Consider the following 19,738-nt stretch of genomic DNA (forward strand, 5'->3'; position numbering starts at 1 on the left):
CGTCGCTCCTCCGGGCGGGAGCGGGCGGCCGGCGGCGCCCGCGCTCATGTCTCCGCCCCGCTCGGCACCGCCGGCCGCCCGCTCCCGCCCAAGAGGCAGGCATACAGAGCATGAGGTCAGAACACGTCGTGGCTGGGGCGGTCGGCTCCACGACTTTAGCCAGCCACTTTGGCGCGAGCCTCGAAGATCATGGCCCCAACGTCGTGCTTTAACGGGCAGGTCAACAGACTGCCCGACGCGCCGGAAGCTTACGGGGCCATGATCACTCGCGCCAAAGCAGCTCCCGGCCAAAGTCGTTCCGCCGACCGCGTGTCCAAGGTGCAGGTCGTGGCGAGGATCTCGCCCTTGGCAGCGAGGGCGGCCACCTGTCACGATCAAGCCGTGGTCAACCTTGCAAAGATCGCGGCGCGGATGGACATCCTCCTCCCAAAGATCGCGAAGCAGGTGAGCCTCCTCCTCGACCTGGTGGGCGGCCCCGTGGTCGGTGCACTGATGCTGTCCGTAGGTATCGAGACCTACCGCGAGGGTGGATCCGTAGGCTGGCCCATCGCGGGATCAGCTCTGCTCTTGATCAACTTGTGGGTGGCCTGGCGACGATTCTCCCGACTCAGGAAGCGCGCCACGTCGCCGTAGAGGCGCACAGACAGCCGCTCGTGCCCCCGACGTGCCCGATCAGGCGGGGAATGACGGGGAACAGCGGTACGCAACGGGCTTCCGGAACGGCGACGGCCTCTGACCAAGTCACCTGGTCAGAGGCCGTTCCTCCTGGCGGCTTTGGGATTTGAACCCACGGTGACTCGCGCCACGACGGTTTTCAAGACCGTGTACGGATCGACTCTCCCAGGGCGTCGAGTGCGCCCACGGCCGTGTGGATATGAGCCGGGCCGCGACGCAACCGTTCTCCCGCGCACCACCAGGACAGTCGCTCCTGTGCATCCTCCGTCAGATGCATGCCCAGGCCATGCTCGGGGCACAGGGGCCACGCCTGCCACAGAAGCTCCATGACGGTCTCCTGCGCGGCATCGGCGACGCTCGCCAGTGCAGAGGCAAGGCTGTCCTGTGAGTTCGGGTCCAGGTGATTGCCGTGCCACTCACCGTTGGCCATGGCGACGTAGACGTTCTCCGGCTCCTCCGCATCGCAGGACGGAAGGGCCAGCAGTTGCAGGGGTTCCAGCTGGGGAAGCGTCACCGCCAGGTCCCGGTTCAGAAGGGCGAGAGCCTGATCCCACACCAGGTACTCGCCCGGCGAGACGCGGCGAGGCTCGGGGGGTTCGAAAAGAGCGCACATGAGCACCATCCTCCGCCACACCGGAGACAGCCCCAATCGCTCAACAGCGTCGCCCTCTGCAAGAACCGCGTGTGACGGCTGGCATCAGCGGCTGACACCAACAAGCACGAACAACAGCGCTCGGCGGCGGACCTCAGGGGACGATCGGCCGAGGCGCAGGCCAGGTTGACCGATGTCGACAGTCCCCTGTGATCGACCTGATAAGGATGAGGCCAGACCTCAAAGCTTTGACCTCGTATGGGTGCCGTTCTCACTGTGGGACGGCGCCCATCGCCTTGACTCAGCCATTGAGACGCGGGCGCCCGGGAGGGTGGTAGCGGCGTGACTACGTCGTGTCCGACGGGTCAGTCGAACCAGTTCGGTCGCAAGGTCGGTCTTGCTATGCCTGCGGCCCCTCGGCATCCCTCCGGCTGGACACGACGTGCCGCGCGATCGTGGACAAGGCCAGCTCACGATCCTCGTCAACCACAAGCCAACCCTTGCCCAGGAGTGATTGCAGCAGTGGGCGGACCTCTTCGCCCAGCTCCTCCGCCAAGTCGTCATCCGTGGGGAAGAAGCCATCCTGGACAAGGCTCGCCACGTGGAACACGACGGCTTCCTCCCCCACGGTGATGTTGAAGTCCATGACGTGAAGGTATGCGAGCCCCTTGGCCGCAGCATGCCGGTGGCCCCTGAAGCCGGGAAATTCATCGGACACTTCTTAGGTGCGAGGCCCCTGCCACAGCCGCCTGCTAGGGCAACACCCCCACCGGGACCTTCCCGAGGGGGTGTTTATGCGTCGGCCCCGAGAGCGTTCCGGGCTCGGCACCGACTGCTCGGCTGGTGAGTTCGCGGGAAGGGTGAGTGTCTAACTGCGTGACAACGCCGACGCACCTCGGCGAACAAGCACGAACGCGCGCGGACCATCAGCACAGGTGAGCTGCACACCAACCCAAGGTCCAGCGCTCACCCAAGTTGCTTCGGGACGAAGAGGTCGTGGGTTCAAATCCCGCCACCCCGACAGCCGAAACACCAGGTCAGGCCCGGTACTGAGAAATCAGTACCGGGCCTGATTTGCGTTGGGGGGCCATTTTGGGAGCCGTTTGGGAGCCAACTTCGGGATCCGGCTCCCACGGCCAAGGCGAAGCTGTCTGGAGTAATCGGGAGGCGATGCAGGTGGGGGATGGGGAACACTCGCTCGGTGATCGTGATGCAGCCCGTCCTGGAGATAGACGCACCTGACGGCTTCGACCTCTGGCCTGTCGCCGAGATCAAGCCGTTCAGCTTCCTACCTCTCAGCGGTGAGCTCTCACCCGCTGAAGTCGGAACCGCAGTGATGCGCATCGCTCTTGCGGTTACGGGCAGCCCCAACGCTGATGCCCAGGTGGGCGGCGACCTCGGGGTATCCCCAGAGTTGCTGGTCGTCGGCCATCGCGTCCTCCTCGTTCGTCGGTGATGAGCGTACGCAACATGCGGCTGGGCGTACGGCAAGGCCGCCCCTGCCTGATCGGCGCGGGGCGGCCTTCTGCGGTTCGGTCAGACGTGGGCGAGGCGGTTCGAGAGGTCGAGGGCGGCGGTCGCGACTGCTAGGGCGGCACAGAGGCCAAGCACCTCGTGGAGGGTCGGGCGGACCAGGCGCGGCCAGTCGTCCGGGGCAGCAGGCCACGAGGCCAGATGCACCTCGGTGGTGGCCAGGCCCAGCCGCCGCACGTGCAGATGGCCTGGGTGTACGCGCGGCCGGGGCAGTCGGGGTGGAGCGGCTTGCCGGAACTCGTGTGCTTGTGGTCCGCCGCGCAGAGAGTGCCGTCGGCGTGGTGGTTGGTGAGCGGGGCGCGGTGTGCCACGAGGTTCCTCCGAGTCGGGGTCGATAGCGCGGTCAGCGGGTGGGGGTGGCGATGAGCGCGGCGAGGAATCCAGCAACCGCCTCGGAGGGGGTGTAGAGGCCGAACTCCTGGACCCACGGGTCGCCTTCAGAGGGCTGCACTCGGACTTGCCAGACGATGCCGCGCTTCCAGGCGACGGTGTCCTCGGGGAGCCAGCCGACGTAGACGCGGCCGTCCGGGCTCGTCGCGTGGACGTTGGCCTCCGGGGTGTCAACGATCGCCCAGCCGAGGGCAGCGAGGAGGTCGAGCACCGGGCCAGCGCAGTGGTCGGAAGAGAGCCAGCGGCGGTCTTCCACGGCCGGTCGGATGACGGCGGGCAGGAGCGTGGGGGAGGTGTTCACGGTTGGACGATCCCTTCGTTGACCTGCGGTTTTCCCAACACCCGTACGTTGACGTGCCGTGTCCCGAAGTGCGTAGTCCTTTCCCGGGAAGCGGCGTCTGCCGTGGGCGAACTGGCCGGCCGTGCGTGGGGGGACACCGACGCCGGGAATGGATCGGTGAACGCGGTTGTCGTAACTGGGTTGCGGCGACGGGCCGTACGAAACCGAAGGGGGAGCAGGGATGGCGGAACCGAGCAGACACTGGGACGGGGCCGGGCTGGAGCGCAAGATCCGCGCCGCCGGGCGGCCGTGGACGGTGGGCGACATCGCGATGGTCGCTGACGGCCAGTGGGCTGTCGGTGTGCAGCCCGACGGACGCCGAGACGAGGACGCCGTGGTGAAGGAACGGATCGCGGATGGGCGTCGCGTCGAGTTGACGTTGGAGGACCTGGCCCGCGCGGTGGGCTCCCGCATCGGGGATGCCCACCGCGACGAGGACCTCGGCTGAGCGATCAGCGGTGCGGCCCCGGGGCGGCCACCAACGGGCTGGAAACGGCCGAGGCAGCGGGCTGATCGGGCGACTGGCCCAGGGTGCGTGGAGCGTGCCCGGAGCGGGCGACGGCGGCCTGGGCCAGTCGGGCTGCCGGGGCCCGGTCCGCGGTCGCGGCGGCTACACGCGCCTCGATCACGTGGCTGATGGCCTGAAGGGACGTCCGGCTCTCAGCTTGAGCGACGCGAAGGTCCGCCGCTGAGCCGGTGATCCGTTCCAGGTCGTAGAAGGCCGGCACCCGACCGGACCGAGTGAGGGCGTGCAGACGGTCTTGGTGAACGGCCACGGCGTTGTCCGTGACGACCAAGGCCGAGCGGATGTGCATGACCGAGCGCAGGAGCGGGTCTTCGCTCGGGCGGTGGACCGCGAGAGATTCCAGAGCTTCGATCGGGCGGCCCCAGGCTTTCTCGATCATGGCCGTGGCCTGATCGAGTGCGGTGGCGTCGGGCATGGTGGAACTCCCGGCATTCGGAATGGCGCTTCGGGCGGAGGGGCTGTCCCAGAGGGACCGGAGTCGGTAGTTAGCGGCTGTGGCGTGGAGGCGTCGGGGCGGCCAGCGGCCTGCCCCCGAAGGCGGGTGCGGGATTGCTCGACCGGTTTTGCGCCGAGGCCCCTGTACGGCTGCGGGCGGCCATGACCCGCAGGTCGGCGGCTGTCCGGGGGAAACGCGCGGCGCGGTTGACGGCCTGCGTGACGGCGGTGCGGCGTACGTCAAGGGGGGTGGGAGCCCGAGGAACCTGCGGGGCGGTCGGGCCGACTGGGGTGAGCGAGACCAGGTGCTCCACCTCGCGGTGGATCTGGTGCCGCTCACGTGCCGCCGGGGCTGGATCGGCCATGACAGCTGCCGTTGCGACGATCAGGTGGGAGGGGGTACGGGCGGAGAAGACCGCCTCCGCGCGCGTGCCCCACCCTGGTGGACCCGCCCAGAGCGTTACGGCTTCGTCGTCCGGACGGGAGCGAAGGTTGTCGATGAGGATCCCTGCTTGTCCGTCCGGGGCGATGATCTCGACGGTGCCCAGTTCGGCGCCGCCGTCGCGGGTCCAGCCGGCATCGGTCAGTGGCCGGACGGCATCGGCCCAGCGATACGACGGGCTCGCCAGGAAGCGCCCGTTGCCCTCGTAGGCATCGGCTTCGGCGTAGTCGTGAGCGAGAGCGGTGGTGAGACCGGCGACGATCTCGGCCGGGGTGACGTGGTTGAAGGTCGCCGTCCAGCGGGGGGCGGAGACGGCCTCCTCGGCGGCAGTGATCTTCCACAGCTCGAAGTCGTCACCGAACCAGCCGATACGGATCCTTTGATCGGGCGAGGTGACGAGAAGCTGGCAGGGGCCCTCGTCGAGGTAGTGGTGAGGCCAGTGAGCGACGGGGGCGAGGCCAGCTTCTCCGGTCCCGTTGGAACCGTCGAGGTACATGGGGCTGACCAGTACCTCTTGGAAGGGGTCTTGGGTGTAGGGCTGCCGGGTGTTCATGGCCGAGGCTCCGGGGCTAAGGGGAACGCGCCCGCGTGCGCAGCGGAAATGGCTGCTCGACTGCACGCGGGCGCCGTGGCATCGGGGAGGCGTGGTTGGCTCTCAGCGCCACCCGGATCACCGGCCTCGAGAGGGCGTCGACTGGGCGGTGACGGTTGCGGCCACCCGCGGTTGCGGCTGCGGAGCGTGGCTGAACAGGGCGCTCGGCGCGGCTGCGCTCCGGCGCAGGGCCGCTGCAGTTCGGACGTTGTCCGACCCCAGCGGGACACCGGCGTGGGTCCGGGTTGCCGCCGCGACAGGGGTCTGCGGTGCCGAGCGATGCCGCGTGGAGACGGGGTCGCTCCAGTGCTCGACGGCTGCGTAGACGGGGCCCAGCGCCCGCCCGGCGCCGGTCAGGACGTACGGGTCGCCGTGGCGTGGCCCGGTACGGGCGACCAGGCCGTCGGCCTGAAGCCGGTTGAGTCGCTGCCGGGCCCAGCCGTTGTCCAGGCCGGCCTCCTCGGAGATGTGGACGAACCGCATGGGGCCGCCCGCGTCGAGAACCTGGATCACGGCGGTCGAGTCCCGCAGGTACGCCGCACAGCGTCCTCAACACGTTCGGCACCGGCTACTCGGCCGCCGAGCGAGAGGTTGGCCTGGGACCAGTCGGAAAGGGCATGGTGCACCTGAGAAAGCGATTCGCCGGAGGCGCTGAGCTGATACGGAGCCCCGTGGCGGTCGCCAACTCGGGTGACCAGTCCATCAGCGTGCATCTGGGCCAGCCGCTTGCCGACGAGCTGCTCGCTGACGAAGGGAAGCCTGGCGGCGACGTCACGCACACGCATGGGGCTGCCCTGCTGCGCCAGGGTCTGCGCCGACCAGGTGGTTCACTTCGGTGCTATCAGGGAAAACGCGTTCTCGACCCGCTGGGCACCGACCGAACTGATCGAGGCAGCGGAGGACTGAGAGGTGGCGGACATGGCTCGAACTCCATCAAGGCAAGGTGGGTTTGTGGATCTATTGGCGCGACTGAGCGGTCAGCGGGACGCGCTCTCGGCTCGGAGCCTCTGGAGCACTGCGCCGAGGAGGCGATTGCTGACTGGGACGCCACGGTCACGAAGGCCCTGGCGCAGTGCCTCGCGGTTGAGGCGATGCAGGCCGGCGGCAACGTCGCGGGCTATGTCCAGCAGGTCCTGATCGTCAGGAGAAGAGGCGGCTCGATGAGCCGACGGCCGCCGAGCGGAAGCGCGGTCCAGGAGGAGGCGGACATCCAGCAGGTCCCAGACCGCCTCCGTCTCGCTCTGTTCCTGGCGTTCGAGATCGACGACCTCGGTCGCATACAGCAGCACGAGATCGTCGAGGGCGTGTTCGCCCGAGCGGTGTCGCTGCGAGACCGCTTCGAGGTTGCGGCGGGCGGACTGGGCATCGGCGCCGGTCCGGGCGAGCCCGTCGAGCCGTCGCAGCAGAATGGGCAGGACAGGGTCGTCGGAACGGTCGGAGGCGTTGCTGCGCAGCAGCTTCTCCAGCGGGCGGCCGTACCGGTGCTCGACCAGGCGGCGGGTGTAGATCGCGGTGGACATGAGGGGCGTCCTTTCAAGGGAGATCAGCGGGAACGGGATGGCTGGGCGGTCGGGCTTGTCGCAGGGGCGGGGACCGGGCCGACGCTGGGGCCGGAGATCGCTGCGGCACCGCTGCGGCTGAGGGCGGCCGATACGCGCGGCGTGGCCGTACGGGCGTCTCGAAGCGCCCTCTCGCCCTGCGGTGTGAGCGACAGGAGCTGTCCAGGCCGGTAAAGCCCCTCGCTGGTGTCCTGGACGAGTAGTCCGTCGGCGACCAGGCGCTGGACGGTTTCGGGCCAGACCTCCGGGTTGGGGCGCTGGCCTTGTCCGTCGGAGAGGTAGATGTATCCGTAGACCGCGCTCTGGTGGAAACGCAGTTCGCCGGCCTCGACGGCTTCGAGTGCCCCGAGGCCGCGATCACCCGAGATGGCCCAGTCATCGTCCCGGTCGGCACCGTGATCGTTGTCCAGTTCATGGGTCTTTACATGCGTGATCTGGGAGCTGTTCGACTCGGACAGAAGATCGCGGTACCCGAAGATGAACTCGTTGAGCTGCTCGAAGGCTTCGTTCTGCCGCGAGACGAGCTGTCCGATCTGTTGGACCGCAGACCGCAGTGGTACGTACGAGCGAGCCGAGCCGTTGAACTCGCCTCGACTGACGGGTCCGAGAACCTCAACGGCAGCCTGAGCCGCACGGGCAACTTGACCGTGCAGTTCGTTGAGTTCGTGTGCGGCGCCGATGACGCGTGTCGCGGCACCGTACAGCGGCTCTCCTGGTCGATACGCGATGTTCAGCATCCAGAAGTTTTCGACGCCAAGCAGCTCGGCAACGAGGTCTGCGCCGGGCCGCGCAGTGGGGTTCTGCGCGTTCATTCCGCCGCCTCCATCCGGGCGAGCAGGGAGCGGACCAGGGTGGGCAGGCTCTCGGGCCCGTCGCCGATCCAGATGTGGTCGGTCGCCTCGCCGAGAACGTACGCGGCGTCTTCGAGCAGGCCGCTGGAGATCTCCATGCAGGCGTCGGTGATCCGGGAGGCTGCGAGCAGGGACTCGGAGAGCACCTCGACGTAGTCGACCGGCGCCAGACCGGCGGCCTCGGCCGCAGTACGGATCGCCGCCAACTCCAGTGCGCTGAAGGCAAAGTCGAACTCGCCGTTCTGCTCAACGCTGGCCGATGCAGCGAAGGCCGGGTCCGGCGGCTCCGTGGGGATGCCGACGCGCGTAGAGATACGGTCGACCGCCGCGGTCAGCTCGGCGAGGGACTCGGTGAGCCATCCCAGGCGTCTCCTGGGGGATCTGCTGAAGGTGCTCGGCGCGGTGGAAACCACGCTCGTGGTCGCTGAGGATTCGCCGGCCGGTCGTGGCGCCGTGCAGGGCGCGGTCCTCGGACGTGTTGGTGATGCCGACAGGGGCGGTAGTCGTGGTCTCCGTACCGGCACGGGATTCTCAGCAGGTGGTACCAACGGCTCTTGGTCACGCCGATGCGGGGTTCCAGTCGGGTGATCGACACGGGCTGGAGGACGCGGGTGCCGTCGTAGATGCGGATGCTTTCGGCGATGCGGCCCTGGTAGCACCAGAGGTCGTGACCGCTACGGCAGGGCTTGATTCGTTCATAGAAGACGGGGCTGACCGAACCGTGCAGCCTGTTGATCACGAGTAGCCCGCGGCGGGCCAGTGCGTCCCGGTGGACATCGCGCAGGGCTCCGTCGTAGATGACGCCCATGCAGTCAGGAAGAACAGTCTTGAGCTGGGAGAACTGGCGGACTGTGACGGCGGCCTCGTCCTCGTACCCGCCACCCGCCACCCGCCACCCGCCACGTGGGCGAAGGTCGCCCCCGTTGCCGCGGGCAGGCAACGGGGCTGGTCAGGGCGGGCGGGGTGGTGTCAGTTGTGGCTGTGCAGGATGTCGTTGAGGCCGCCCCAGACCGCGTTGTTCGGGCGGGCCTCGACGGCGCCGGTGACGGAGTTGCGGCGGAAGAGGATGTTCGAGGCGCCGGAGAGTTCGCGGGCCTTGGTGATCTGGCCGTCGGGCAGGGTGACCCGGGTGCCGGCGGTGACGTAGAGGCCGGCCTCGACGACGCATTCGTCGCCGAGGGCGATGCCGATGCCGGCCTCGGCGCCGATGAGGCAGCGTTCGCCGATGGAGATGATCACGTTGCCGCCGCCGGAGAGGGTGCCCATGGTGGAGGCGCCGCCGCCGATGTCGGAGCCGTTGCCGACGACGACGCCGGCGGAGATGCGGCCCTCGACCATGGAGGTGCCGAGGGTGCCGGCGTTGAAGTTGACGAAGCCCTCGTGCATGACGGTGGTGCCGGCGGCGAGGTGGGCGCCAAGGCGGACGCGGTCGGCGTCGGCGATGCGGACGCCGGCGGGGGCGACGTAGTCGGTCATGCGGGGGAACTTGTCGATCGAGGTGACCTGGAGGTGCAGGCCCTCGGCGCGGGCGTTGAGCCGCACCTTCTCGACGTCCTCGACGGCGACGGGGCCCAGCGAGGTCCAGGCGACGTTGGTGAGGAGGCCGAAGACGCCGTCGAGGTTCTGGCCGTGCGGCCGGACGAGCCGGTGGCTGAGCAGGTGCAGACGCAGGTAGGCGTCGTGGGCGTCGAGCGGCTTGTCGTCGAGGGAGGCGACGGCGGTGCGGACGGCGACCACCTCGACGCCGCGGCGGGCGTCCACGCCGAGGGCCTTGACGGCGCCTTCGCCGAGGACGTTGAGGGCCTCGTCGGCGGTGAGCCGCGAGGTGCCGGCGGGGCCGGGCTCGTCGGTCAGCTCGGGGGCGGGGAACCATGTGTCGAGAACGGAGCCGTCACCGGCGATGGTGGCGAGGCCGGCGGCGACGGCGCCGGTGGTACGAGGAGCGGTGGTGGTCATGGCTGAGCCTTTTTCTGCGGTTGCTTGGGTCGGGTCGGGCTACGTGCGGGGGATCATCGGCCGGTGCCCCCGTAGACGACGGCCTCGTCCGAGTCGCTGTCCAGACCGAAGGCGGTGTGGACGGCGCGCACGGCCTCGTTCACGTCGTCGGCGCGGGTCACGACCGAGATGCGGATCTCGGAGGTCGAGATCTGCTCGATCGCGACGCCCGCGTCGGTCAGAGCGTCGAAGAAGGAGGCGGTGATGCCAGGGGCGGCCTTCATGCCGGCGCCGACCAGCGAGATCTTGCCGATCCGGTCGTCGTGGCGCAGCGAGTCGAAGCCGATCGCCGACTTCGCCTTCTCCAGCTCCTCGATCGCCTTGCGGCCCTCGGCCTTGGGCAGGGTGAAGGAGATGTCCGTGAGGCCCGTGGAGGCCGCGGACACGTTCTGCACGATCATGTCGATGTTGATCTCGGCGTCCGCGACGGCGCGGAAGATGGCCGCGGCCTCGCCCGGCTTGTTCGGCACGCCGACGACGGTGATCTTCGCCTCGGAGGTGTCGTGGGCGACGCCCGAGATGATGGCCTGCTCCACCTTGCGGTCCCCTTGTGGCTCGGTGCTGACCCACGTCCCCTGAAGCCCCGAGAACGAGGACCGGACGTGTATCGGGATGTTGTAACGGCGCGCGTACTCGACGCAGCGGTGCAGCAGCACCTTGGAGCCGGAGGCGGCGAGCTCCAGCATGTCCTCGAAGGAGATCCAGTCGATCTTCTTCGCCTTCTTCACCACGCGCGGGTCGGCGGTGAACACGCCGTCGACGTCGGTGTAGATCTCGCAGACCTCGGCGTCGAGCGCGGCGGCCAGCGCGACGGCGGTGGTGTCGGAACCGCCGCGGCCCAGCGTGGTGATGTCCTTCTTGTCCTGGGACACGCCCTGGAAGCCGGCGACGATGGCGATGTTGCCCTCGTCGAGGGCGGTGCGGATCCGGCCCGGCGTGACATCGATGATGCGCGCCTTGTTGTGGACCGAGTCGGTGATGACACCGGCCTGGCTGCCCGTGAACGACTGGGCCTCGTGGCCCAGGTTTTTGATCGCCATGGCCAGCAGGGCCATGCAGATCCGCTCCCCGGCGGTCAGCAGCATGTCGAACTCACGTCCGGCAGGAATCGGGGATACCTGCTCGGCGAGATCGATCAGCTCGTCCGTCGTGTCGCCCATCGCCGACACCACGACGACCACCTGGTGGCCGTTCTTCTTGGTGTCGACGATCCGCTTGGCGACGCGCTTGATGCCCTCGGCATCGGCAACGGAGGAGCCTCCGTACTTCTGCACGACAAGGCCCGCGCGCGCTCCTCGCGGTTCGTCCCTGCCGCGATGCGGAAGGACGGTCATGACACCCATTGCGTAACTCCTTGAGCGGCCGGTGCCGCGAACACGTCGTCTGTTGGTGGAAGTCGGCCCTCGACGAGGCCTGGGGGGCTCACGCCCCGCGGGAGTCCCGGATCGCGTTCACCAGTCCGGTGACGAGGTGCGCCCGTTCCGCCATCGCGTCGACCACGAGGTACTCGTGGTCGGCGTGGGCACCGCCGCCGACCGCGCCCAGGCCGTCGAGCGTGGGCACCCCCAGCGCGGCCGTGAAGTTGCCGTCGCTGCCGCCGCCGACCGCCTTGCCCTCGATGCCCGGCAGCAGACGCCGCGCCACCTCGAACAACTCCGCCGACGCCGATTCCGGCATCGGAGGCCGGCCCACGGCCCCCCGAACGGTGATCTCCGCCTCGTCCAGGTGGGGAGCGAGCGCCGCGAACGCCGACTCGATCCGCTCCTTCTCCTCGGCCGACTCGACGCGGACATCGACGATCACCGTCGCCTCCGCGGGAACCACGTTGTCCAGGGTCCCCGCCGACGCCACGGTCGGCGTCACCGTCGTCCCGATCTCCGGGCGGCTCAGCGCCGCGATGTCCAGGACCTGGTGCGCCGCCTCGACCAGGGCGTTCACCCCGGCCGCCGGTTCGAGGCCCGCGTGCGACGCCCGCCCCTTGACGGTGACGTCGAACGTGCCGCACCCCTTGCGGCCTGTCTTCAGGCCGCCGCCGTCGGCGGCACCCTCGAAGACCAGCACGGTGCCGCACGCACGGGCCCGCTCCTCGATCAGAGCCCGCGAGGAACCCGAACCGACCTCCTCGTCGGCGGTCACCAGGATCTCCACGCCCGACAGGTCGTCCAGCGCCGCCAGTCCGTGCACGGCCTGGACCAGACCGCCGAGCATGTCGAAGACCCCGGGGCCCGTCGCGTGCCCGTCCACCACCTGGAAGGGGCGCCGCGCCAGCGTGCCCAGCGGGAACACGGTGTCGTGGTGACCGAGGACCAGCACCCGGGGTTCGCCACCGCCGGACCAGTGGACGTGCGGTCCCGCGCCGCTCTCCACCAGGACCGCCTGCCCGCCCAGCCTGCTCTCGATGACCGCCGCGACCGTCATGGCCGACTTGCTCAGGGCGTCGAGATCACGCGACGGGGACTCGACCTCGACGAGCGTCCGCAGGTCCTCAAGCATCGCTTCCACGCTGACGTCAGCGTTCCTGTACATCCTCATGTCCTCACGGTAGGGGGCACGTTCGCCCGCCGGTCCTCCCGTCCGGTCCGTGAGCCGGGCGGGAGGACCGGGACGGCGGACCCGGGGAATCTCAGAATCCGACCTTCGCGACCACGCGCACGGACTCCTCCAGGGCCGTCAGGAAGTGGTCGTCGGTCTCCGGAGTCTGCGGCAGCGACAGCGTGGCGAAGCCGCTCTTGCCGGTGTAGATGCCCCGCTCCAGCATCTCGTGGAACAGGAGCTCCACCGGTCGCTTGTCCAGGCCGGCCAGGTCGGACGCGCGGCGGATGGGGATGTCCGTGGGGTGGAAGCCCATGAGGGACCCCCAGCCGGTGGCCTGGAAACCGTGCTCCCGCAGCACGTGGTCGGCGCGCTTGCGCAGGTCCTCGCCGCGCTCGAACAGCGCGTCGAGGCTCGACCGCGTCAGTACGGTGCCGAGCATGGCCGAGCTGGCCGCCATGGAGAACCGGTTGTTGTTGAAGGTGCCCGAGTGGTCGTAGGACCGCTCCCCGCCGCGCGCGATCTGGAGCATCAGCTTCTCGGCGCCACCGACGACACCGAATCCGAGACCGCCGCCGATGTACTTGCCCAGAGTCGTCAGGTCCGGACGGACGCCGAGCAGGGCCTGGCCGCCGCCGTACGACATGCGGGAGGTCTGGACCTCGTCGAAGACGAGCACGGAGCCGTTCTCGTCGCAGAGCGTCCTGATCCCCTCCAGGAAGTCCGCGCCCGCCTGGATCCGGCCCCCGGACCCGAGCATCGGCTCCAGCAGCACACACCCGATCTGCTCGGGCCACTGCGCGAACGCCTCCCGCACGGAGTCCAGGTCGTTGTAGTCGCAGATGACGGCGTCGAAGGGGACGTTCAGCGACGGGCGGCCGCGGCTGAAGCTGAGGAAACCACCGTGGTACCCGCCGTCGAACACCAGGACCTTGCTCCGGTCGGCCGCCTTCAGGGCAAGGGAGATCGCCACCAGGTTGGCCTCGGTGCCGGAGCTGGTGAAGCGTACGAGATCCATCGACTCGAACCGCTCGCACAGCATCCGCGCGACCTCGGCCTCCTCCGCGGCGACCGCCCCGAACGACCACCCCTTCTCCAGGACCGCCGCGAGGGCCTCCCGTACGGCCGCGGGGTTGTGGCCCGCGAGGCCGACGCTGTAGTCACCCAGGTAGTCGAGGTACTCGAGGCCGTCGACGTCCGTGAGCCGGCAACCGGCCGCGGAGGCGACGGTGAAGGGGTACGGGTCGAAGTCCAGCACAGATCGCGTGGTTCCCGACGGCAGGAACGTCCTGGCCCGGGCGTGTCGCTGCTCGCTGATCGGACGCTTCGCGGCGTACCGGCGGTACGCGTTGTCCAGCGCGGTGGTGATCAAGGAAAACTCCCTTGGGGTAGTCCGGAGTTCAGAGTTCGGAGTTCGGATCTGGGTTCAGAGTTCGGGGCTCGGAGGGTCCTGAGCCCTCTGCGTGGACCACATGACCGTGGCGATCAGCGCGCCGGCGGCGACCGGGGCCATCCAGACGAACGGGTCGTCCAGGGACACGGTGTAGCCGAGGATCACGGAGGACAGGGCCGCGCCGCTGATGACGGCGGCACGGATCACGGCGTTGACCCGGCCGAGCAGCTCGTTGGGGATCGCGTTGAACCGGTACTCGTTCGTGGTGACGTTCATGCCGCCCGCGCCCATCGACGACAGGAAGAACCCCGTCACCAGCGCGAGCGAGTGCCCGAAGAGCAACAGCACGCCCCCCAGGGCGCAGACCCCGAACCAGAGGCCGATGCGCTGCTGGAGTCCGCGCTCGCGTGCGATGCGCGGAGCGACCCACGCGCCGGCGGCGGCGCCCAGCGCGCCGAGACCGAGCACGACGCCGGTGGTCTCGGGGCTCCAGTGCCAGCGCGTCTGCGCGATGACGACGAGTACCGTCGGTACGGCTCCGGCGCCGAGGTTGTAGACCGCCATGGCCGCGGTGAGCCGCCGCACCTTCCTGAGGTGCCAGAAGGAGCTGAGGCCCTGCGTCAGCATCTTGCGGAAGGCGCCCGTTTCGCCCTTCTCGGCGGTGTGCAGCGGCAGCGACATCGCGGCGGCGGCCGTGACCAGGAACGTGCCGGCATCGATCCAGAGCGCGCCCGAGGGGCCCAGCGAACCGATGACGACACCGACCAGGGCCGGCCCCACGAACCTGACCAGCGAGATGGTGGTCGTGTACCTGCTGTACGCCTTCGCCAGGCCGTCAGCCGGGGCGAGGGCGGGGATCAGCCCGAAGTCGCTCGTCAGCTCGGAGGTCAGGCCGCCGCATCCGATCAGGAAGAGCAGCGCGAGCACCGGCAGGACGGTGTCGTCCGAGATCACCAGCGGCAGCAGGCCCACCATGACGCACTGCGCCACCTCGCACCAGATGAACAGCCGCCGCCGGTTGAACCGGTCGACGACGACACCGAGAACGGGCGAGAGCGCGTACGGCGCCAGTTGGACGCCGAAGGCCAGCGCGGCGATGACTCCGGAGCCGGTGACCGAGAGCAGGATCCACGGCATGGCGAAGTTCAGGAACGTGTTGCCGAGCTTCGAGACGGCCGAGGCGCCGGTGAAGATCCAGAAGTGACGCATCGAACCGCGCGGGCGGTTCTCCTCGGCGCTGTCGTCCCGCGCGACGTCGGCGGAAGCCACCTCGCTGGTCACGGCGTCGGCTCCGGCCGCGGTTCCGACTGCGGTTCCGGCTCGTCGTCCTCGTACTCGACGACGAACCGCTTCTCCAACGCGCTGACCAGCCCGGGGATCCGGTCGACCGAGTCGACCCGGCAGTGCGCCATGCCCGCCATGCTCGTGGAGTAGAGCATCCCGGAGATGCGGGCGCCCGGCCCGATCTTGATGTCGACCTTCTCGACCTCGGGGAAGTCCGCGAACACGTCCGGGTCCGGTACGCGGCGCACGACGCCCGGGCGGACCGGGAACATCAGGAAGGCGAAGATGCCCTCCGCCGCGTCCGGAGTCCACTCCAGCGGCCTGTTGAGCTCCGTGGCCAGGAAGTGCTCCCAGACGTCGAAGCCGTAGGCGCGCCGGAGGGTCTGCGGGATCCCCCCGCCTCCCGGACGGCACGCGATCTCCCCGACGACGAGGCCGTCCCGGGTCCGGAAGACCTCGAGGTGGGTGACCGAGTCGGAGAGCCCCATGGCCCGGACGACCTCACCGTGCAGCTCGGCGAGTTCCCTCGCCTCGTCGCCGTCCGCCGGCAGGGTGTGGGACCCGAACACGGAGCCCTTCCCGCGAAGGGGCGGGCGGGTGTACTTCGACACGGAGACGAACCGCACCTCGCCGTCGCGGACGAGCCCGTCGCAGTGGTACTCGTCCTCGAACTCGACGAAGTCCTCGATCAGGAACGGCGCCTCGTCGTTGCTGAGGAGCGGGCCGTCGGGGCGGCTGATCCAGGCGATGTCGGACTCGTCGCGCACCACGTGCACGTTGGCCGCCCCGTCCCCCCAGGCAGGCTTGATCACCGCCGGCAGTCCGTGCTTGCGCAGGAACGGCCCCACGCTTTCGGCCGACGGGGCCAGGGTGCAACGGGCGACGGTCAGTCCGGCCCGGCGGAGCCGTGCCTTCATCGCGTTCTTGTTGCAGAAGGCGTGGGCCACGTCGAAGGGAATGCCGGGCATCCCGAGGTAGCTGCGGAGGTAGCCCGCCGTGGGGATGGAGCTCTCGGCCGGCGCGACGACGGCGTCGAACGTGTAGCGGTTCATCAGGTCGAGGGTGGCGTGCCTGACCTCGTCCAGGTTCTGGACGTTCTCGACGAGGGTGACCGACTCCATGCCGGCCGTGTCGGGATAGTCCGGCAGACAGCCGGGCTCCGTGACGAGGAACAGGCGCAGGCTCGGATCCTGCAGGATGCGGGTGACTAGCTCTTGCCGACGACGGTTCACAACCAGGACGTCGCGGACGCGCTGAGACATGACGGAATTCAACTTTCGATTGACACGCGTGGGCCGCGGAGCCCTCAGGACATGCTCAGCGCGGGGGCGCGATGCGGTTGGTTCAGCAGCTGCCGGACGTCCTCGACCCCACCGTCGATCCTGTCGAGGTACGGGAGGTACGTCGTGCAGGAGCCCGGGTCCGCCCCGATCTTCCGCAACCCCCCCTGGACGTCGTCGAAGTACGACTCGGTGTGGGGCATCTCCAGCCCGGCCGTCTCTGCGAGCCACCGGATCGTGAGGAAGGCGGGTACGTCCTCCAGGACGATGCGCGAGGCCCGCAGCTCGGGGATGCTGCCGCTCGACAGCGACCGGTACATGCCCCGGCAGGACTGCATCATGTCGTAGAACGTGTCCTGGGCGGGAAGCCCGTACTGCCGCTGGATGATCTCCGGGAAGGTCTGGGCCTCGGCGCCGAGCGTCCGTGCCAGCAGCACGCGCTCCCTGTCCAACAGGTCGAGCCGGGCGGCGAGCTCGGGCGAGATGCCGTCGATGTAGTGCGTGTAGCGGATCCCCTTGCGCGTCTTCTCCAGGTTCGGGGGATCGAGCGCCACGCCCACGTGGATGATGTAGCCGAGCGGGTTGAACAGCAGGTCGATGCCGTCGCAGACGCGCATGTCCGGCCAGGACGGTCGGCCGATCCGCTCGCCGAGCGGGAACATCCGGCGCAGCCTGGCGAGCGCCGTGTCCGGGTCGAGCGAGTAGACCGACACGTTCACGGAGATCTTGCGCTTGTACTGGATCCTCGAACCGATGACCCGCGTTCCGTAGAACGAGTCCTCGACGAGGATGATCGACGTGTCCCGCAGACCGGGCGAGTCGCTGATCCACTTCGCGAGGACGGGCTGTCCGCCCTGGCCGCCGCGCACGAAGACGATCACCTTGCCGGCGAGGTCGACCGTGCGCTCGAAGTGCTCCAGCAGCTCCAGCCTGAGCTTGGGTATGTCGGGAACCGTCACGACGATGGTGCCGGCGTTCTCCAGGACGCGGCGGCCCTCCTCGCTCCAGAGCGAGGCGAACCGGCTCTCGGACAGTGCGCAGGTCTCCTCCGAACCGGTCATGAGGTTCTCCATGACCAGCCGGGTCCAGTCCTTGCTGCGCTCCCGCATCGAGGCGGAGTCTCCGAGGGAGAGGAGGTGCGCCGTGAGTCCGTGGTGGGACTTCGTGAGCTCCAGGTCCGCCAGCAGGGTGAGGCCGACGTGTCCCGCTCCGATGATGACGATGTCGGACATCGCGTGAACCGCCTTGTCTAGCTGCTGAGGTGGACCATGGTGTTGCCGTGGCGCGCCGCCACCGCGTCCGGCAGGACGTAGGAGCGGAGGAGCAGTCGTTCGCACTTGTCGGGCTGGATGGTGTCCCGGCCGTGCACGCAGTGGTCGTTGGGGATGAGCACCGACTCGCCCTTGCGGATCGAGATGCCGAGGCGTCGGCCGACCTCGAGGGCGGCCCGGCTCAGGTCGGTCAGGGCCCGCGACGCCCGCTCCGCCTCGGCCGGGGAGAGACCGGCGGCCGGCGTGTAGGTGCCGAAGTTGAGCCGGACGACCGGCGGCTTGCCCTCTTCCTCCACGAGCAGCTCCATGCGCCGTACCCGCTCGTGTCCCCAGGACAGCGCCGAGCCCGAGCGGGCCTCGAACTGCCGGGTCCGCAGGACGTCCTTGGTCTCCTCGTCGAGCAGGGCGAGCACGTCGCGGGCCGGAGCCAGGAGGGTCTTCGGCACCTCGCCGGAAGCGATGTGCGGGACGAGCACCAGCGTCCGGGGGCGGCAGTTGTCGCTCGCCCAGGCCAGGTCGTTGTGCATGCTCAGCAGCTCGACGCCGGAGCTCTTCTCCGACGAGAGCGTGGTGGGTCGGATGTCGGTGATGTACGAGTGGTTGTACTCGGCGTAGGCGACGCAGGCGCCGATCGCCTCGCCCAGCAGCAGGCAGAGGATCTTGCTCCGCTCGACGTCGTCGAACTGCGGGAGGTTCCGCACGTGGACGGCGTCCCCGTCGGAGTGGGCGAAGGCCTCGGTGATGTAAGGAAGCTCGGTACGGATGTCCAACTGCTGCCGGACGTAGGACAGATAGCGGAACTCGGTCTGTCCCGGGCAGTTCTCCAGCACCGTCTCGACGAGTTCGGCGAGACGCCGCTGATCGTCGGGCGTGAGCTCGACGACGGGCATGGTGCGCATGGCGGTACTCCTTTGAGGTCTTCCGGTGAGGTCTTCCGGGCATGGCCGACACCGGTGCCGGGGTGGCCGACGGCGAACCGACGGGGATCCCGGCACCGGGCAGGGGCCAAGGGGAGGGGCAGGTGGGGGGGTGGGAGAGTGGGGGGTGAGGAAGGGATCAGGCGAACGCGACGAAGACCTGACGGTCGCCGCTGTAGGGCCGGCGGCCGTGCATGGCCGCCCGGTTGTCCACCAGGAGGACATCACCGGCCTCCCACTCCACCGCCACCTCGCACTCTTCGAGGGTGGTGCGGACCAGCTCCATGTACGCGGTGGGGATCTCCGTGCCGTCGCCGAAGGTCGCCCCGTAGCCGATCCAGGTCTTCCAGCGCTCCATGTCCGTCACGTCGGGAACGGTGCTGGGGTCCTTCCGCCAGATGTGGGTCTGGTTGAACCAGGACTGGCGCCGGTCCGCGCCGACCTCGACGGTGCCGGGCGTCCGGTTGGTGGTGAGCAGGCCGAGGGGGGTCCACTCGGCCGTGGTGTAGCTCGACCGGCAGTGCGCGATGACGTCGTCCCGCGCGTCGGTCTCGAACGTCTCCGGCCAGGACTTGATGCCGCTGGGGTCCCCGGCGGCGTTCGGCAGGTGCTGGATGTAGGTGACGCCGCGGTCCCGGAAGGCCTCCCGGACCTCGGCGGGAAGGGACGCGTACACGCGGTGGCCGTCCACGATGGTGGTGGCCCCGCCTTCCGCCGCCACGACGCTGCAGCCGAAGACGAGCCGCTCGGGGTGCCAGGGCGCGTAGGAGAGCTCGTTGTGGGCCCGGACCGCACGGGTCCTGTCCGGCCCGGAGGCGTTGTAGACGAGCCCCCTTTCCGCGTGGCGCGGGGCGTCTCCGCCCTTGTACGCGGCGAGGTCGCCGAGGAGGCTCCGGGCGACGTCCTCGAATTCGTCGATCGAAAGGACGTTGAATCCGCGGAAGAGTATCGCGCCGGTCTCCTGCATGAGACGTTCCACCGTCTCGCGCTGTTCGGAGTCGATCTTCGCGAGGATCGCAGCCGGCGTCGCTTCCTCGTCGACCAGCTGGACGACCGAGGGGAATCCCGGTTCGAAGGAAAGAGACCCTACGGTCTTCTTGGACATCATGATGGTCGTTCTCCGTATTCGTT

The 19,738-nt window shown here is 69.1% G+C and carries 22 protein-coding genes; 3 read left to right on the forward strand and 19 right to left on the reverse strand.

Annotated features, from left to right (window positions below):
* Window positions 1-258: 258 nt before the first annotated feature.
* Window positions 259-633 (forward strand): hypothetical protein, encoded by a 375-nt coding sequence (locus ACZ7P3_RS00785; protein WP_472078194.1) that lies wholly within the window; start codon window positions 259-261, stop codon window positions 631-633.
* A 181-nt stretch (window positions 634-814) separates the two neighbouring features.
* On the opposite strand, the gene ACZ7P3_RS00790 is transcribed toward ACZ7P3_RS00785, so the two are convergent.
* Together ACZ7P3_RS00790 and ACZ7P3_RS00795 are read right to left on the reverse strand one after the other, a co-directional pair.
* On the reverse strand, window positions 815-1,288 hold the full coding sequence (locus ACZ7P3_RS00790) for a hypothetical protein (protein ID WP_472078195.1): 474 nt from the start codon (window positions 1,286-1,288) through the stop codon (window positions 815-817).
* Between the two features lie 379 nt (window positions 1,289-1,667).
* A complete protein-coding gene (locus tag ACZ7P3_RS00795) occupies window positions 1,668-1,913 on the reverse strand; it encodes a hypothetical protein (protein ID WP_472078196.1) in 246 nt (81 codons plus the stop codon).
* A 555-nt stretch (window positions 1,914-2,468) separates the two neighbouring features.
* Here ACZ7P3_RS00795 and ACZ7P3_RS00800 point away from each other — a divergent pair.
* A complete protein-coding gene (locus ACZ7P3_RS00800; protein ID WP_472078197.1) occupies window positions 2,469-2,723 on the forward strand; it encodes a hypothetical protein in 255 nt (84 codons plus the stop codon).
* A gap of 420 nt (window positions 2,724-3,143) precedes the next feature.
* Here the strand turns inward: ACZ7P3_RS00800 and ACZ7P3_RS00805 are convergent, their stop codons facing one another.
* Entirely contained in the window at window positions 3,144-3,491 is a 348-nt protein-coding gene (locus ACZ7P3_RS00805; protein ID WP_472078198.1) for an SPDY domain-containing protein, read from the reverse strand.
* 220 nt (window positions 3,492-3,711) lie between these two features.
* Between ACZ7P3_RS00805 and ACZ7P3_RS00810 the strand changes: the two genes are divergently transcribed.
* Window positions 3,712-3,978, forward strand: coding sequence for a hypothetical protein (locus tag ACZ7P3_RS00810; RefSeq protein WP_472078199.1), 267 nt, complete (start codon window positions 3,712-3,714; stop codon window positions 3,976-3,978).
* 4 nt (window positions 3,979-3,982) lie between these two features.
* Here the strand turns inward: ACZ7P3_RS00810 and ACZ7P3_RS00815 are convergent, their stop codons facing one another.
* The 16 genes from ACZ7P3_RS00815 to ACZ7P3_RS00890 form a co-directional block, all read right to left on the reverse strand.
* Window positions 3,983-4,471, reverse strand: a complete 489-nt coding sequence (locus tag ACZ7P3_RS00815) for a hypothetical protein (protein WP_472078200.1) — start codon at window positions 4,469-4,471, stop codon at window positions 3,983-3,985.
* 70 nt (window positions 4,472-4,541) lie between these two features.
* Entirely contained in the window at window positions 4,542-5,486 is a 945-nt protein-coding gene (locus ACZ7P3_RS00820) for an SPDY domain-containing protein (protein ID WP_472078201.1), read from the reverse strand.
* Window positions 5,487-5,603: 117 nt separating this feature from the next.
* On the reverse strand, window positions 5,604-6,038 hold the full coding sequence (locus ACZ7P3_RS00825; protein WP_472078202.1) for a winged helix-turn-helix transcriptional regulator: 435 nt from the start codon (window positions 6,036-6,038) through the stop codon (window positions 5,604-5,606).
* Window positions 6,035-6,310, reverse strand: coding sequence for a winged helix-turn-helix transcriptional regulator (locus ACZ7P3_RS00830; protein ID WP_472078203.1), 276 nt, complete (start codon window positions 6,308-6,310; stop codon window positions 6,035-6,037). The genes ACZ7P3_RS00825 and ACZ7P3_RS00830 overlap by 4 nt, the downstream gene beginning before the upstream one ends.
* 192 nt (window positions 6,311-6,502) lie before the next feature.
* Window positions 6,503-7,045 carry a hypothetical protein gene (locus ACZ7P3_RS00835; protein ID WP_472078204.1) on the reverse strand — a complete coding sequence of 181 codons (543 nt, stop codon included), beginning with the start codon at window positions 7,043-7,045 and terminating at the stop codon, window positions 6,503-6,505.
* A gap of 23 nt (window positions 7,046-7,068) precedes the next feature.
* The gene (locus ACZ7P3_RS00840) at window positions 7,069-7,896 is read right to left on the reverse strand and encodes a large ATP-binding protein (RefSeq protein ID WP_472078205.1); all 828 of its coding nucleotides are present in this window, start codon (window positions 7,894-7,896) and stop codon (window positions 7,069-7,071) included.
* Window positions 7,893-8,348 (reverse strand): hypothetical protein, encoded by a 456-nt coding sequence (locus tag ACZ7P3_RS00845; RefSeq protein ID WP_472078207.1) that lies wholly within the window; start codon window positions 8,346-8,348, stop codon window positions 7,893-7,895. The genes ACZ7P3_RS00840 and ACZ7P3_RS00845 overlap by 4 nt, the downstream gene beginning before the upstream one ends.
* 556 nt (window positions 8,349-8,904) lie before the next feature.
* The gene (gene dapD, locus ACZ7P3_RS00850) at window positions 8,905-9,891 is read right to left on the reverse strand and encodes a 2,3,4,5-tetrahydropyridine-2,6-dicarboxylate N-succinyltransferase (protein ID WP_472078208.1); all 987 of its coding nucleotides are present in this window, start codon (window positions 9,889-9,891) and stop codon (window positions 8,905-8,907) included.
* A gap of 53 nt (window positions 9,892-9,944) precedes the next feature.
* On the reverse strand, window positions 9,945-11,264 hold the full coding sequence (locus tag ACZ7P3_RS00855) for an aspartate kinase (RefSeq protein ID WP_472078795.1): 1,320 nt from the start codon (window positions 11,262-11,264) through the stop codon (window positions 9,945-9,947).
* Between the two features lie 88 nt (window positions 11,265-11,352).
* The gene (locus ACZ7P3_RS00860; protein ID WP_472078209.1) at window positions 11,353-12,462 is read right to left on the reverse strand and encodes a M20 family metallopeptidase; all 1,110 of its coding nucleotides are present in this window, start codon (window positions 12,460-12,462) and stop codon (window positions 11,353-11,355) included.
* A gap of 91 nt (window positions 12,463-12,553) precedes the next feature.
* A complete protein-coding gene (locus ACZ7P3_RS00865; protein ID WP_472078210.1) occupies window positions 12,554-13,834 on the reverse strand; it encodes an aspartate aminotransferase family protein in 1,281 nt (426 codons plus the stop codon).
* A gap of 54 nt (window positions 13,835-13,888) precedes the next feature.
* On the reverse strand, window positions 13,889-15,136 hold the full coding sequence (locus tag ACZ7P3_RS00870) for an MFS transporter (protein ID WP_472078211.1): 1,248 nt from the start codon (window positions 15,134-15,136) through the stop codon (window positions 13,889-13,891).
* A complete protein-coding gene (locus tag ACZ7P3_RS00875) occupies window positions 15,133-16,401 on the reverse strand; it encodes an ATP-grasp domain-containing protein (RefSeq protein WP_472078212.1) in 1,269 nt (422 codons plus the stop codon). The genes ACZ7P3_RS00870 and ACZ7P3_RS00875 overlap by 4 nt, the downstream gene beginning before the upstream one ends.
* 44 nt (window positions 16,402-16,445) lie before the next feature.
* Entirely contained in the window at window positions 16,446-17,651 is a 1,206-nt protein-coding gene (locus ACZ7P3_RS00880) for an NAD/NADP octopine/nopaline dehydrogenase family protein (RefSeq protein WP_472078213.1), read from the reverse strand.
* A gap of 17 nt (window positions 17,652-17,668) precedes the next feature.
* On the reverse strand, window positions 17,669-18,589 hold the full coding sequence (locus tag ACZ7P3_RS00885) for a TauD/TfdA family dioxygenase (RefSeq protein WP_472078214.1): 921 nt from the start codon (window positions 18,587-18,589) through the stop codon (window positions 17,669-17,671).
* Window positions 18,590-18,746: 157 nt separating this feature from the next.
* Window positions 18,747-19,715 carry a TauD/TfdA family dioxygenase gene (locus ACZ7P3_RS00890; protein WP_472078215.1) on the reverse strand — a complete coding sequence of 323 codons (969 nt, stop codon included), beginning with the start codon at window positions 19,713-19,715 and terminating at the stop codon, window positions 18,747-18,749.
* Window positions 19,716-19,738: the final 23 nt, after the last annotated feature.

The organism is Streptomyces sp. NPDC107581 (genome assembly GCF_055657175.1).

Coding starts and splice junctions, on each gene's coding strand:
- ACZ7P3_RS00785 (WP_472078194.1), top strand. CDS start 259: ATGATCACTCGCGCCAAAGCAGCTCCCGGCCAAAGTCGTTCCGCCGAC.
- ACZ7P3_RS00855 (WP_472078795.1), bottom strand. CDS start 11,264: ATGACCGTCCTTCCGCATCGCGGCAGGGACGAACCGCGAGGAGCGCGC.
- ACZ7P3_RS00830 (WP_472078203.1), bottom strand. CDS start 6,310: ATGCGTGTGCGTGACGTCGCCGCCAGGCTTCCCTTCGTCAGCGAGCAG.
- ACZ7P3_RS00880 (WP_472078213.1), bottom strand. CDS start 17,651: ATGTCCGACATCGTCATCATCGGAGCGGGACACGTCGGCCTCACCCTG.
- ACZ7P3_RS00885 (WP_472078214.1), bottom strand. CDS start 18,589: ATGCGCACCATGCCCGTCGTCGAGCTCACGCCCGACGATCAGCGGCGT.
- ACZ7P3_RS00875 (WP_472078212.1), bottom strand. CDS start 16,401: ATGTCTCAGCGCGTCCGCGACGTCCTGGTTGTGAACCGTCGTCGGCAA.
- ACZ7P3_RS00815 (WP_472078200.1), bottom strand. CDS start 4,471: ATGCCCGACGCCACCGCACTCGATCAGGCCACGGCCATGATCGAGAAA.
- ACZ7P3_RS00820 (WP_472078201.1), bottom strand. CDS start 5,486: ATGAACACCCGGCAGCCCTACACCCAAGACCCCTTCCAAGAGGTACTG.
- ACZ7P3_RS00835 (WP_472078204.1), bottom strand. CDS start 7,045: ATGTCCACCGCGATCTACACCCGCCGCCTGGTCGAGCACCGGTACGGC.
- ACZ7P3_RS00890 (WP_472078215.1), bottom strand. CDS start 19,715: ATGATGTCCAAGAAGACCGTAGGGTCTCTTTCCTTCGAACCGGGATTC.
- dapD (WP_472078208.1), bottom strand. CDS start 9,891: ATGACCACCACCGCTCCTCGTACCACCGGCGCCGTCGCCGCCGGCCTC.
- ACZ7P3_RS00810 (WP_472078199.1), top strand. CDS start 3,712: ATGGCGGAACCGAGCAGACACTGGGACGGGGCCGGGCTGGAGCGCAAG.
- ACZ7P3_RS00795 (WP_472078196.1), bottom strand. CDS start 1,913: ATGGACTTCAACATCACCGTGGGGGAGGAAGCCGTCGTGTTCCACGTG.
- ACZ7P3_RS00840 (WP_472078205.1), bottom strand. CDS start 7,896: ATGAACGCGCAGAACCCCACTGCGCGGCCCGGCGCAGACCTCGTTGCC.
- ACZ7P3_RS00860 (WP_472078209.1), bottom strand. CDS start 12,462: ATGAGGATGTACAGGAACGCTGACGTCAGCGTGGAAGCGATGCTTGAG.
- ACZ7P3_RS00790 (WP_472078195.1), bottom strand. CDS start 1,288: ATGTGCGCTCTTTTCGAACCCCCCGAGCCTCGCCGCGTCTCGCCGGGC.